The organism is Streptomyces sp. NPDC089799, from assembly GCF_040684755.1.
Lineage (GTDB): Bacteria > Actinomycetota > Actinomycetes > Streptomycetales > Streptomycetaceae > Streptomyces.
In genome coordinates, this window is the sequence record NZ_JBFBGR010000009.1 from 153,902 (window position 1) to 166,659 (window position 12,758).

11 protein-coding genes are annotated in these 12,758 nt (G+C 75.6%); 5 read left to right on the forward strand and 6 right to left on the reverse strand.

Features of this window, described 5'->3' with window-relative positions; genetic code table 11:
- Nucleotides 1-4: 4 nt before the first annotated feature.
- Together AB0O36_RS12375 and AB0O36_RS12380 are read left to right on the forward strand one after the other, a co-directional pair.
- On the forward strand, nucleotides 5-1,306 hold the full coding sequence (locus tag AB0O36_RS12375) for a ferric reductase-like transmembrane domain-containing protein (protein ID WP_365107944.1): 1,302 nt from the start codon (nucleotides 5-7) through the stop codon (nucleotides 1,304-1,306).
- Nucleotides 1,307-1,893: 587 nt separating this feature from the next.
- Nucleotides 1,894-2,673: a TSUP family transporter gene (locus AB0O36_RS12380; RefSeq protein ID WP_365107947.1), complete on the forward strand. Its 780-nt coding sequence runs from the start codon at nucleotides 1,894-1,896 to the stop codon at nucleotides 2,671-2,673.
- A 64-nt stretch (nucleotides 2,674-2,737) separates the two neighbouring features.
- Here the strand turns inward: AB0O36_RS12380 and AB0O36_RS12385 are convergent, their stop codons facing one another.
- Nucleotides 2,738-3,361: a class F sortase gene (locus AB0O36_RS12385; protein WP_365108293.1), complete on the reverse strand. Its 624-nt coding sequence runs from the start codon at nucleotides 3,359-3,361 to the stop codon at nucleotides 2,738-2,740.
- A gap of 891 nt (nucleotides 3,362-4,252) precedes the next feature.
- On the reverse strand, nucleotides 4,253-4,870 hold the full coding sequence (locus tag AB0O36_RS12390) for a hypothetical protein (RefSeq protein WP_365107950.1): 618 nt from the start codon (nucleotides 4,868-4,870) through the stop codon (nucleotides 4,253-4,255).
- Between the two features lie 644 nt (nucleotides 4,871-5,514).
- On the opposite strand from AB0O36_RS12390, the gene cutA reads away from it, so the two are divergent.
- Nucleotides 5,515-5,886 (forward strand): divalent-cation tolerance protein CutA, encoded by a 372-nt coding sequence (gene cutA, locus AB0O36_RS12395; protein WP_365107953.1) that lies wholly within the window; start codon nucleotides 5,515-5,517, stop codon nucleotides 5,884-5,886.
- Nucleotides 5,883-6,314, forward strand: coding sequence for a gamma-glutamylcyclotransferase family protein (locus AB0O36_RS12400; RefSeq protein ID WP_365107955.1), 432 nt, complete (start codon nucleotides 5,883-5,885; stop codon nucleotides 6,312-6,314). The genes cutA and AB0O36_RS12400 overlap by 4 nt, the downstream gene beginning before the upstream one ends.
- Here the strand turns inward: AB0O36_RS12400 and dnaG are convergent, their stop codons facing one another.
- The 4 genes from dnaG to AB0O36_RS12420 all read right to left on the reverse strand — a co-directional run bounded on the left by dnaG (nucleotide 6,315) and on the right by AB0O36_RS12420 (nucleotide 11,897).
- Nucleotides 6,315-8,252 (reverse strand): DNA primase, encoded by a 1,938-nt coding sequence (dnaG, locus tag AB0O36_RS12405; RefSeq protein WP_365107957.1) that lies wholly within the window; start codon nucleotides 8,250-8,252, stop codon nucleotides 6,315-6,317.
- Between the two features lie 138 nt (nucleotides 8,253-8,390).
- A complete protein-coding gene (locus AB0O36_RS12410) occupies nucleotides 8,391-9,668 on the reverse strand; it encodes an FAD-dependent oxidoreductase (RefSeq protein WP_365107960.1) in 1,278 nt (425 codons plus the stop codon).
- 93 nt (nucleotides 9,669-9,761) lie between these two features.
- A complete protein-coding gene (locus tag AB0O36_RS12415) occupies nucleotides 9,762-11,066 on the reverse strand; it encodes a deoxyguanosinetriphosphate triphosphohydrolase (RefSeq protein ID WP_365107962.1) in 1,305 nt (434 codons plus the stop codon).
- Nucleotides 11,067-11,102: 36 nt separating this feature from the next.
- On the reverse strand, nucleotides 11,103-11,897 hold the full coding sequence (locus AB0O36_RS12420) for a sirohydrochlorin chelatase (RefSeq protein ID WP_365107965.1): 795 nt from the start codon (nucleotides 11,895-11,897) through the stop codon (nucleotides 11,103-11,105).
- A gap of 215 nt (nucleotides 11,898-12,112) precedes the next feature.
- On the opposite strand from AB0O36_RS12420, the gene AB0O36_RS12425 reads away from it, so the two are divergent.
- Nucleotides 12,113-12,727 carry an ElyC/SanA/YdcF family protein gene (locus tag AB0O36_RS12425; RefSeq protein ID WP_365108296.1) on the forward strand — a complete coding sequence of 205 codons (615 nt, stop codon included), beginning with the start codon at nucleotides 12,113-12,115 and terminating at the stop codon, nucleotides 12,725-12,727.
- The last annotated feature ends 31 nt before the right edge of the window (nucleotides 12,728-12,758 follow it).

Here is a 12,758-nt window from a genome sequence, read left to right on the forward strand (position 1 = left end):
CCGTATGCGTGATGCGGTGGTGCGGGTCAAGGGCGGGATCCTGGGCGGGGCCGGGGCGGTCTGCCTGCTGTGGGCGGCCCAGGTGCGGCCTTCCGCCCGGCCCGACGCGCTCTTCGCCACCGCCGCCCACCTCACCGGTCTGCTCGCCGGGTACGGGGTGCTCGTCCTGCTCTTCCTCATGGCCCGGGTGCCCGCCGTCGAGCACGGCGTGGGCGCCGACCGACTGGCCCGCTGGCACGCGGCCGGCGGCCGGCACGTCCTGCTGCTCTGTGCCGGGCACGCCCTCCTCGCCCTCCTCGGCTACGCCGTGCACGCCGGGCGCGACCTCCTCACCGCCGCCCGCGAGCTGCTCGGTTACCCCGCGCTGGCCGCTGCCGCCGCCGGTGCCGCGCTGTTCGCCGCCGTGGGGTTCACCTCCGCCCGCGCGGTACGCCGCCGCCTCGCCCACGAAACCTGGCGCGGCGCGCACCTGCTGGTGTACGCGGCGGCCGCCCTCGCCTTCGTCCACCAGCTCGCCGGGCCCGACCTCGCCGCCCTCGGCTGGTTCTGGGCACTCGCCCACACCGTGGTCGCCGCACTCCTGGTCTGGTACCGCGCGGTGGTCCCCGTACGGCAGGCCCTGCGGCACTCGCTGCGGGTGGCCGGGGTCCGGGCCGAGGGGCCGGGCGTGGTCTCCGTCCTCGTGCACGGGGACCACCTCGCCGAACTCCGGGCCGAACCCGGGCAGTTCCTGCGCTGGCGGTTCCTTCAACGGCGGCTCTGGTACACCGCGCTGCCGTTCTCGCTCTCCGCGCCCGTCCGGGACGGGGACCACACCCTCCGGATCACCGTGAAGGGCCTGGGCGGGCACTCCCGCCGGATCCGCCGGCTGCGCCCCGGCACCCGGGTGATCGCCACCGGCCCCTTCGGCGCGCTCACCGCGGCCCGCCGCACCCGAGCCAAGGTGCTGCTCATCGCGGGCGGGGTGGGCATCACCCCGCTGCGCACGCTGTTCGAGACGCTGCCCGGAGGCCCCGGGGACCTCACCCTGCTGTACCGGGCCGGGGCGGCGGAACAGCTGGTGCTGCGGCCCGAACTGGAGGCCATCGCCGCCGGGCGGCAGGCCGGGCTGCACTACCTGCTGGGGCCGTCCGACGGGGCCTACGACCCCCTCGCCGCGGGCGCGCTGCGGGCGCTGGTGCCGGACCTGGCCGAGCACGACGTCTACCTGTGCGGGCCGCCGGGGATGGCGGCGGCGACCCACGCCTCGCTGCTGCGGGCCGGGGTGCCGGCTGCCCGGATCCACGCCGAATGCTTCGCCTTCTGATCCGCCCTCCGATCCGCCTCCTCGCCCGCCTCCTCGCCCGCCTTCTTGTCCGCCTTGTTGTTCTGATCCGCCTTCTTGTCCACGTTCCGACCGAGGGAGACCGACCCGCCGTGCGCCCGCCCCGCCGACCGATACGCCATCCGCTGCACGTTCCCGTGGACGTGGCGACGCACCCGCCCGTGGCCGCGTCCGTGACTGCGTCCGGGCCTGCGTCCGGGCCTGCGTCCGTGACTGCGTCCGTGCCCGATTCGGGCTGGGGGCACGGCCCGGGTCCGGTGACGGCTTCCGGCACGGTCCCGGGGCCGCATGGGAGGCACCGGCGCAGACGGGGGGCCGGGCCGTTCGCTGCGCCGCTCTCCGGGCCGTTCGCCGCGCTGCTCGCCGTGCCGCCCCGGTGGCGGGTCGCGGCCGGCATCGGGGCGGCCGGGGCGCTCGCCGCGACCGTGCTGACGGCCGTGCCGGTGCCGGCGGCTCCGGTCGCCCCGGACCGGGTCCCGCCGGTGGCAGCGGCGGTGGAAACCTCAAACCTTGCGCAAGAAACCGCCGATTGATGCCCTGTGCACTCAAGTGATCCATAGGGTCGGGACGTGCCTGACATATCCACGACCATGATCATCGTGCTGTGCGCGGCCGCCGCGGCGGCCGGCTGGATCGACGCGGTGGTGGGCGGCGGCGGACTCCTGCTGCTGCCCGCCCTGCTGCTGGGCCTGCCCGCGAACGTGCCCCATACGCACGCCCTCGGCACCAACAAGGCGGTCGCCATCGTCGGCACCGCCGGCGCGGCGATCACCTTCGCCCGCAAGGCGCCCGTCGACGTGAAGACCGCGCTGCGCATCGGCCTCGCGGCGATGGCGGGCGCGGCGGGCGGCGCGGTGCTCGCCGCCTCCGTCAGCAAGGACGCCATGATCCCGGTGGTCATGGTGGTGCTGCTGCTGGTCGCCGCGTTCGTGATCTTCAAGCCCTCGTTCGGTGCGGCTCCGGCCACGGGGCCGGTCACCCGGCAGCGCGTCGTCGCCGCGATCCTCCTCGCGGGCGTCGGCATCGGCTTCTACGACGGCCTGATCGGGCCGGGGACGGGCACCTTCCTGGTCCTCACCCTGACCGGGCTGCTCCGCCTGGACCTGCTGACCGCCTCCGCCACCGCCAAGATCGTCAACGTCGGGACCAACGCCGGCGCCCTCGCCGTCTTCTCGTACCAGGGCGCGGTGATGTGGCGGCTGGCCGCGCTGATGGCGGTCTTCAACCTCGCCGGCGGCATGGCGGGCGCCCGGCTCGCGCTCAAGAAGGGCAGTGGCTTCGTCCGGGTGGTGCTGCTGACGGTGGTCTGCGCGCTGGTGCTGAAGCTGGGCTGGGAGCAGTGGGCCTGACGGCGCGGCGGCCGGGGCGGCGGCCGGGGCCGGGGCCGGGGCCGGGACCGGCGGTGGGCGCCGGTCAGCGGACGCCGGTCAGGTGGGCGAACACCACCACGTTCCCCCGGTAGCCCGTGCCGGGGGAGAAGGGCCCGCCGCAGGTGATCACGCGGAGTTCGGCGCGCCGGGCGGGCCCGTACACGCGCTCGTCGGGGAAGGCGTCCGCGTCGTACACCTCGACCGCGTGCACGGTGAACACGGCGGTACGGCCGTCCGCGCGCGGCACCTCCACGGACGCGCCGCGCCGGACCGCGCCGAGCCGGTAGAACACCGCCGGGCCGGTGGCGCGGTCGACGTGCCCGGCCAGGATCGCCGTACCGGCCGCGCCGGGGGTGGTGCCGTCCCGGTACCAGCCGGCCAGGTTGCGGTCGCCGGTGGGCGGCACCTGGAGGCTGCCGTCGCGGTCCAGGCCGAGCCCGGTCAGCGGGGCGTCCACCCCGATGGAGGGGATGCGGATGCGGACGGGCGGGGAGCCCGGAAGCGGCGCGGCCCCGGACCGGCCGCCCCAGGCGTCCGCGGCCTCGGCGGGGGAGGGCTGCGGCGGCCGGACCTCTTCCGCGGAGCCGCTGGTGACCAGCCATACGCCGAGGCAGACGGCGAGCGCGAGCAGCCCGGCCCGGGCGACGGGCGCGGGACCGAGGCCGATCCGGTCGAACCGGCCGGCCCCGGGCCGCAGGCCGACTCCGTCGCCGCCGACGCATTTTCCGGGCCCCTTCGCGGTCCCGCCCCAGGCGCCCCCGGCGGCGCACCTGCCGGTGCGTCCGCCCGGGCCCCTGTCCGTGCCGGGTCCGCTGCCGCTGCCGGGACCGGGGTGGAGGCGGCCGAAGGAGCGGTCCTCGGAGCCGGCGTCGATGTCGGAGCCGGTGGCGTTCCTGCCGGAGTCCCCTCCGGTACGGGTACCGGGTCGGGTACCCGTAGCGGAGGCCGGTCGGAGACGCCCGTCCGGTTCGGGACCGGTGCCGGGCCCGGGTCCGAGAGCGGCACCACCACGGGCACCGGACCGGGGCGCAGCGCCGGACTCGGGCCCCGGGCCGGGATCGTGATCAGGGCCTGGGCCGGGGGCGGCAGCCGAGTCGGGCCAGGGCCCGGTCTTGGGGTCGGGATCCGGGCCGGGGGCGGCAGCCGAGTCGGGATGGGGCCCGGCCTTGGGGTCGGGAGCTGGGCCGGGGGCGGCAGCCGAGTTGGGATGGGGTCCGGCCTCGGAGTCGGAATCCGAGCCGGAGTCGGGACCCGAGCCGGAGGCGGCAGCCGAGCGGGGACAGGGACCGGTTCGGGAGTCGGGGCCCGAGCCGGAGGCGGGGTCCGAGCCCGGGTCCGGGCCCGAGTCGGGACTCGCGCCGGGACCGGAGCCCGAGCCGGAGTCGCGGAAGTCGCCGGGCATGGTCCTTTCCCTCGGTGGGGCCCGGGCCGTGCGACGGTCTTCGGGCCGTGTGGTGGGGGTGGCCGTCGCCCGGCCCCGCGAACGGGGGGACCTCGCGGGGCGGGCGACGGGGGGCGGTACCGGTCGGACCGCGGCCGGGGCCGCGGTGGGCGCCCGTCAGCTCCGCGTGCCGCTCGCCCGGCGACGCAGGAGCCAGGTACCGCCGACGGCGGCCGCGGCCAGCACTGCCGCTCCCGCCGTGATCTTGGCGGGGTCGGCGGTGGTGGCCGTACCACCGCCCACTCCCGTGCGGACGTGGCCCTGCGGGCCGTGTCCCTCGGTGACGACCAGGTCGCCGGTGGCGAACCTGCCGTCGGCGCAGGTCGCGCCGATCTCGTAGGTGCCGGGCCGGGTGTCGCGGGCGACCTGGAACTGCCCCACGACGACCTCCTTGTGCGTGCCCGGTGCCAGCCGGAACCGGCCGCCGTCGACCGTGGTGGCATCGCCGTCGGCCTCGCCGTCCGGGCCGCAGGCGGTGGTGTTCACGGTGACGGTGGTGCCGGGGGCGGCCGACTTCGGCCACACCTCCAGTACGGCGAAGTCGCCGGCGGTGGAGGGGCCGATGGTGGCGGGGCCCGCGGTGGCGGGGCCGGAGCGGCCGGCTGCCTGCGCGGCCGGTCCCGCGCGCGTGACCGCTGCCGCGACCGAGCCCATCACCGAGCTGCTCACCGGGCCGGTGAGGGCGGCGGCGGTCAGTGCGGTGGCGGTGAGCAGGCGGGCGGTGCGGCGGCGCATGGGTTCCTCGCTCCTCCTGACCGGGGTCGTGCGTCGAGCTAATCCCCGTGCGGGCTGCAGCGCCTCCTGATGCCTCGTCACATCCCTCCGGCGGGACCCCGCCCGCACCCCGTCACAGCAGGTCAACCCACTCGTCCGGGGCTCGCCGCCCCCGACCCCCGTCCGGGTGACCCGGCATGCGCGGAGGGCCGGCCGCACCCCGCCGCCGGGGGCGCCGACCGTTGCCCCGGCGGGGCGGGGCTTGTGGCCGTACCGCGACTCCGTGCGGGCCTGGAGGCCGGCGCCTTGGCCGCGCGGGTGCCGACTGTCGCCCTGGCGGGGCGGTGCTTGGCGGTCGTACCGCGCCGCGGTGTGGGTCGGCCGTTGCCCTGGCCGGGCTGGGCTTGGTGGCGCTACGCCGCCCGCCGTGTGGGCAGGCGTGCCGCAGGGGGGACCCCCATCGCCCTGCGGAACGCCTGCCCACACCTCAGCGGAGCTGCCCCCGCACCCTGGGCGGAGCCGCGCCCGCGCCCCGGCGGAGCCGTGCGCATGCCCCGGCGGGGCGCCGTCCGGGGCTCGGTGGATGGTGCACGCCGCCTGGGTGGAGGTTCGGGCGGGATCGCCGTACCGTTCACCCGGTTGCATCCATTGCCAGGGAGGTCCCCGTGACACCGGTCGAACGGACCGCACCGGAGCCGGCCGGGGCGGAGGCGGTGGTGACCGTGCTGACCACCGTCGACTCCGCGGAGGCGGCGAACGCGCTCGCCCGGGTCGCCGTGGACGCGCGCCTCGCCGCCTGCGCCCAGATCTCCGGCCCGGTCACCTCGGTGTACCGGTGGCGGGGCGCCGTGGAGACCGCCGGGGAATGGCAGGTGCTCCTCAAGACCACCGCCGGCCGGTACCCGGCCCTGGAAGCCGCCCTGGCCGCGGACCATCCGTACGACACCCCGGAGATCATCGCCACCCCGGTGACCGCGGGCAGCGCCGGCTATCTGGCCTGGGTCGCCGCGGAGGTCGCCGAGGAGGTCGCCCCGTGACCGCCGAGCTCCCGTTCTTCGTCTACGGAACCCTGCGCCCCGGCGAGGTCAACCACGACCTGTTCCTGCGCGGCCGCACCGCCGCCGAGGAACCGGCCCTGCTGCCCGGCGCGCGGCTCTACGAGGGCCCCGGCTACCCCTTCGCCGTGGAGCACCCCGGCGGCTCCGTGTCCGGCGAGCTGGTCACCGCCGCGCCCGGCGCGTACGAGGAGCTGCTCGCGGCCCTGGACCGGCTGGAGGAGTACCACGGCCCGGGCCGCCCCCGGAACGTCTACGACCGGGTGCTCCGCGAGGCCGTCCGCCCGGACGGCACCCCGGTCCGCGCCTGGGTGTACCTGGCGGCGCCCCTGGTGGCCCGCCGGCTCACCGAGTCCGGCACCCCGATACCCGGCGGCGACTGGCTGGCCCGCCGCCCGGCCGATCGCTGACTACAGCCCCGCCGCGCCCTGTTCGCGCAGCCGGCGGCCGTACTGCTGGAGCACCCACAGCTCCTGGTTGATCGCCTGGTGCTGCTCGGCCTGCGCGTGCGGGTTCAGCCGGACGATCGTGCTGTTCAGCTCGTTGACCCGGCGGTCCACCGCGCGGAGCCGGACCGCCACCAGCTGCTCGCCCGCGTAGGCGTCGTCCACGGTCTTGGAGAAGACCGCCTCGACCGCGAGCTCCGTCACCAGGGCCCGGACGGTGTCGTTCGGCGCGGCGTCGCGGACCCGGGCCAGGAAGTCCTCGCCGCCGGAGGACGCGCCGCCCGCGTCCAGCACCGCCTGCCGCACCGCCGCGTACGGCGGGGCGGTGAACTCGTCCACGCCGTACGCGTCGAACGCGGGGGACACCAGCTCCGGCCGCTGCAGGGCGAGCTTCAGCAGCTCCCGTTCGGTGCGGTGGGCCGGGCTGCGCAGGTTCAGCGCCGGACCGGACAGCCCCGCCGGGGCGGGTGCCGGCACCGCCTCGTACGCCTGCCCGCGGGCCTGCCCGCGCCCGGCCTGCTGCGTCCGGCCGCCGGGACCGCCGGCCGGGCCGCCGGCACCCCGCTCCCGGGCCCAACGGGCCAGCTGCGCCACCCGCTTGACCACGAACTGCTCGTCCCGTACGCCCAGCATGCCGGCCAGCTGCACCGCCGACTCGTGCTGGATCGCGATGTTCTTGATGTTGGCCACCACCGGGGCGGCCTCGTCCAGCGCCGCGGCCCGGCCCGCCGGGTTCTCCAGGTTGTGCCGGGCCACGATGTGCCGCAGCGCGAACTCGAACAGCGGGGTCCGGCTCTCCACCAGACCCTGCACCGCGTCGTCGCCCTCGGCCAGCCGCAGCTCGCACGGGTCCATCCCGCCCGGCGTGATCGCGATGGAGGTCTCCGCGGCGAACTTCTGGTCGTCCTCGAAGGCCCGCAGCGCGGCCTTCTGGCCGGCCGCGTCGCCGTCGAAGGTGAAGATCACCTCGGCGGTGGCGTTGTCCATCAGCAGCCGCCGGAGGATCTTGATGTGGTCCCCGCCGAAGGCCGTGCCACAGGTGGCGATCGCCGTGGTCACCCCGGCCAGGTGGCAGGCCATGACGTCGGTGTAGCCCTCGACCACCACCGCCCGGGAGGTCTTCGCGATCTCCTTCTTGGCGTGGTCGATGCCGTACAGCACCTGGGACTTCCGGTAGATCGCCGTCTCGGGCGTGTTCAGGTACTTGGGGCCGTTGTCGTCGTCCCGCAGTTTGCGCGCGCCGAAGCCGACCACCTCGCCGGTGATGTCGCGGATCGGCCACATCAGCCGGCCCCGGAACCGGTCGATCGGCTTCCCGCTGCGGCTGTCCTGGGCCAGCCCGGAGAGGACCAGCTCCTTGTCGGTGAAGCCCCGCCCGCGCAGGAACCGGGTCAGGTGGTCCCAGCCGGCCGGGCTGTAGCCCACCCCGAACTGCGCGGCCGCGGCCTGGTCGAAGCCGCGTTCGGCCAGGAACCGGCGGCCGATCTCCGCCTCGGGGGACTCCAGCTGGTCCACGTAGAACTGCGCGGCCGCCTTGTGCGCCTCGACCAGCCGGATCCGCTCGCCGCGGCCGCTGGTGCCCGCGGTGTACCCGCCCTCCTCGTAGCGGAGGGTGATGCCGGCCTGCCCGGCCAGCCGCTCGACCGCCTCGGAGAACGACAGGTGGTCGATCTTCATGATGAAGTCGAGGGTGTCCCCGCCCGCCTGGCAGCCGAAGCAGTGGTACAGCCCCTTGCTCGGGCTGACCTGGAAGGACGGGGACTTCTCGTCGTGGAAGGGGCAGAGGCCCTTGAGGTTGCCGCCGCCGGCGTTGCGCAGCTGGAGGTACTCGGAGACGACGGCGTCGATCGGGACCGCGTCCCGTACCGCCTTCACGTCGTCGTCATTGATCCTGCCTGCCACGCGTGAATTCTACGGCCGGTGTCCGACAGCCCGGTCAGGAGTCCGGCCGGCAGCCGGATCGGGAGTCCGGCCGGGCGTCCCGCCGGGAGTCCGGCCGGGGTCGGCCGGGGGCCGGTCAGGGCCCGGCCGGGGATCCGGTCAGGAGCCCTCCGCCGCCGGGAGGAGGGATTCCAGCGGCACCTGCGGGTCGGAAAGGGCCTCCCGGTCCACCGCCGCACCGGACCGGATCAACCCCTGGACCGTCTCCGTGACGTCCCACACGTTCACGTTCATGCCCGCCAGCACCCGGCCCTCCGACAGCCAGAAGGCGATGAACTCCCGCCGCCCCACGTCGCCCCGGACCACGACCTGGTCGTAGGAGCCGGGCGGTGCGTACCCCGAGTACTCCATGCCCACGTCGTACTGGTCGGAGAAGAAGTACGGCACCCGGTCGTAGCGGACCTCCTGGCCGAGCATCGCCCGGGCGGCGGCCGGCCCCCCGTTGAGCGCGTTCGCCCAGTGCTCGACCCGCAGCCGGGTCCCGAACAGCGGGTGGTGGGCGGCGGCCACGTCGCCGACGGCGTAGACGTCGGGGTCGGAGGTGCGCAGCGACTCGTCCACCGCGATGCCGCCACCGTGCGCCCGGTCCACCAGGGCCAGGCCGGAGGTCTCGGCGAGCGCGGTCCGCGGGACCGCGCCGACCGCGGCGAGCACCGCGTGGGCCGGGTGCTCCTCGCCGTCGTCGGTGCGGGCGGCCAGCACCATGCCGTCGTGTCCGGTGATCTCGCTCAGCCGGGCCCCGAAGCGGAAGGTGACCCCGTGCTCGCGGTGCAGGTCGGCGAAGACGGTGCCGAGCTCCGGGCCGAGGACCGCGTGCAGCGGGGTGGGCTCCGGCTCGATCACCGTCACCTCGGCGCCGTAGGTGCGGGCGGCGGCCGCGACCTCCAGCCCGATCCACCCGGCGCCCGCGATCAGCAGGTGGCCGTTGTCCCGGCCGAGGGCGGCGAGCTCCCCGCGGAGCCGCTCGGCGTGCGCGAGGCGGCGCAGGTGGTGCACCCCGGCCAGGCCGGTGCCGGGGATGTCCAGGCGGCGGGGTTCGGCGCCGGTGGCCAGCAGCAGCTTGTCGTAGTGCAGGGCGGTGCCGTCGCCCAGGACGACCCGCTTGCCCTCCCGGTCCAGCTGGACGGCGGGCTGGCCCAGGTGCAGTTCGACGTCGGCCCGCGCGTACCAGCCGGGCTCGTGGACGAAGACGCTGTCGCGTTCCTCCTTGCCCAGCAGGTACCCCTTGGACAGGGGAGGCCGCTCGTAAGGGTGGTCGCGCTCGTCACCGATCAGGATGACCCGGCCGGTGAACCCCTCCGACCTCAGTGTTTCCGCCGCCTTTGCCCCGGCCAGACCCCCGCCGACGATGACGAACGTCCGGTGTGCGTCGACCACCTGATGCCTCCTCATAACCTCTGCGCCACTTGCGGCCACTTGCGAGCGTCCCGCATCGAGTCTGCCCCGTGAAGGGGCCGTGGCCCGATCGGCTCAGGTCCCGGCGCGCCGTGACCGGACGGTGAGCCTGGTGTGGAGGGAGAGGGCGGAGGCGTCGGTGAGCGAGGCGATCTGGTCGATGACCGCGCGTTTTGCCGCCCGGTCGTCGGGCGCGGCGTCGAACAGCGCGCGGAACTGCGGGTCCAGTCCCTCGGGCGCACGCGCGCTGAGCGCCTCCGCGAGTTCGGCCAGGACGATGCGCTGGTCCGCCCGTACCCGCTCCTGTGCCGCGCGCTGCATCACGTAGAGGTCGGCGACCGCCTTCAGTACGGCGCACTCGTTGCGGGCCTCCCGGGGGACGACCAGCTCCGCCGCGTACCGGGTGAGCCGGCCCGTGCCGTACGCCTCCCGGGTCGCGGTCTCCGCGGCCAGGCAGAACCGGCCGATCAGCTGGCTGGTGGCGTCCTTCAGCCGGGCCTGGGCGACGGCCGAGCCGTCGTACCCGTGCGGCCACCAGTCCTGCTCCATCAGCCGGTCCAGGGCCTCGCGCAGTTCCTCGGGGTCGGTGCCCGCCGGGACGTAACGGCCGATGGCCACCCGCCAGATGGCGCTCCGCTCGGTCTCGGAGAAGAGCAGGTTGGGGTCGAGGTGTCCTGCGTGCAGCCCGTCCTCGAAGTCGTGGACGGAGTACGCGACGTCGTCCGACCAGTCCATCACCTGGGCCTCGAAGCACTTGCGGTCGGCGGGCGCACCGCGCCGCAGCCAGGCGAACACCGGGAGGTCGTCGTCGTACGAGCCGAACTTGACCGAATCCGGCTCGGTGGGGTGGCTCCCGCGCGGCCACGGGTACTTGGTGGCCGCGTCGAGGGACGCGCGGGTGAGGTTGAGCCCCACGCTGACCGGCTCGCCGGTGGCGGGGTCCGGCACGAACCGCTTGGGTTCCAGCCGGGTCAGCAGGCGCAGCGACTGGGCGTTGCCCTCGAAGCCGCCGCAGTCCTTCGCGAACTCGTTGAGGACCTCCTCGCCGTTGTGCCCGAACGGCGGGTGGCCCATGTCGTGGGAGAGGCAGGCGGTCTCCACGAGGTCGGGGTCGCAGCCGAGGGCGGCCCCCAGTTCCCTTCCCACCTGGGCGCATTCCAGGGAGTGGGTGAGCCGGGTGCGGGGGCTGGCGTCCCAGTCGAAGGAGCGGCTGCCCGGGGTGACGACCTGGGTCTTCCCGGCGAGCCGGCGCAGTGCGGCGGAATGCAGCACGCGCGCGCGGTCGCGCTGGAAGGCGGTGCGGCCGGGCCGCTTGTCCGGCTCGGCGGCCCAGCGCTCGGTGGCGGACGGATCGTAGGGGTCGTGCGCGGTGCCTTCCATGCAACGACGTTAACCGGAACGAGCGGCAAAGCGGGATCAGGTCGGGCTGAGTTCCCGTTCCGCGGGGGTGCGGGGGAGGGCCGCCGCGCGGTCGTAGCGGTGCAGCACCAGCCGGGCCAGGGCGGGGTGGTCGCCGAGCGGTGCGGCGGCCGGGCCGGGCGCGGCGGCGGCGCTCTGCTCCGCGAACCGGCCCGGCGCGGTGAAGCAGGAGGCGACGGAGACCCGGTGGCCGCGCGCGGTCAGGGCGCGGACCGCCTCGGGCACGGTGGGTGCGGCGGCGGAGGCGTAGGCGGGGACGACCGGGACGCCGCCGAGGCGTTCGGCCAGCAGGGCCGCGGTGCGGCGGGTGTCGAGGGCCGACTCGGGGTCGCGGGAACCGGCGGCGGCGAGCACCACGGCGGTGCCGGGCGGGGTGCCGGCGTCGAGCAGCCGTTCGTGCAGGGCCTCCACCAGCAGGGGGTGCGGGCCGAGCGGGGCGGCCACGCGTATCCGCAGGTGCGGGGCGCGGCGGGCGGCTTCGGGGAGATCGCGCTTGACGTGGTGGCCGCGGGCCAGGAGGAGCGGTACGAGGACGGCCCGGGTGCCGTCGGGGAGGGCGTGCAGGGTGTCGTCGAGCAGCGGTTCACTGAGCTCGATGTGGCCGAGGCGCACGTCCAGCCGGGGGCGGAGCTCGCGGACCCGGTGGAGGAGCGCGGAGACGGATTCGAGGGCGCGGGGGTCGCGGCTGCCGTGGGCGACGGCGACGAGGGTGCCGGAGGCCGGGGCGGCAGCCGGGCGCGGGGAGGCCGGGGTCACGGGGAACGGGGCGGCGGAGAACGGGGTGGCGGGCATGCACACCCATGCTGGGGGCCACGGATTGCAGGGCCGTTGCGCCGGCGTGACGGGTCTTTTCCGCCTCCTCACTCGGTCACGCGTACGAGTGAAACCGGGCGGGGGTGGAACCCGGGACGGGGGTCCGCTCGTCGGATCTTGCGGAACGAGGGGGGAATGCCGTGAAGGGTTTGCTGCGGGGCCGGCGGCGGCAGCGCCGGCTGGTACAGGCGCTGATGCTGGGCTGCGTGCTGGTGCTGCTGCCGTCGGCGTGGACGCACGCGGTGGCGGAGGACAGGCTGCACGGCACGGCGGACGTGCCCGCCGCCGATGTCGCGGTGGTGTTCGGGGCGGGGCTGCTGGGCGAGCGCCCCACGCCGTACCTGGCCCGCCGGCTGGACGCGGCGGCCGAGCTGTACCGCTCGGGCCGGGTCAAGGTGGTGCTGGTGACCGGCGACAACAGCCGGGTGGAGTACGACGAACCGGACGCGATGCGGCGGTACCTCACGCAGCACGGCGTGCCCGACGACCGGATCGTCAGCGACTACGCCGGGTTCGACACCTGGGACTCCTGCGTCCGGGCCCGGAAGGTCTTCGGGGTGGACCGGGCCGTGCTGATCAGCCAGGGCTTCCACATACGCCGGGCGGTCGCGCTGTGCGGGGCGGCGGGCATCGACGCGTACGGGATCGGGGTGTCGGACACGCACGACTCGACCTGGTACTACGGCGGCGCCCGCGAGGTGTTCGCGGCGGGGAAGGCGGCCCTGGACGCCGCGCTCAAGCCGGATCCGAAGTTCCTGGGACGTGAGGAGACGGGGGTGTCGGAGGCGCTGGCCGCCGTGGCAGACTGACAGTGTCTGACTATTTCTATTAGTCATATGC

Bases quoted from the DNA above. Each gene is read 5' to 3' on its own strand.
- AB0O36_RS12375 (WP_365107944.1), top strand. From the start codon at position 5: ATGCGTGATGCGGTGGTGCGGGTCAAGGGCGGGATCCTGGGCGGGGCC.
- AB0O36_RS12390 (WP_365107950.1), bottom strand. From the start codon at position 4,870: ATGCGCCGCCGCACCGCCCGCCTGCTCACCGCCACCGCACTGACCGCC.
- AB0O36_RS12415 (WP_365107962.1), bottom strand. From the start codon at position 11,066: ATGGAAGGCACCGCGCACGACCCCTACGATCCGTCCGCCACCGAGCGC.
- AB0O36_RS12420 (WP_365107965.1), bottom strand. From the start codon at position 11,897: ATGCCCGCCACCCCGTTCTCCGCCGCCCCGTTCCCCGTGACCCCGGCC.
- AB0O36_RS12425 (WP_365108296.1), top strand. From the start codon at position 12,113: ATGCTGGGCTGCGTGCTGGTGCTGCTGCCGTCGGCGTGGACGCACGCG.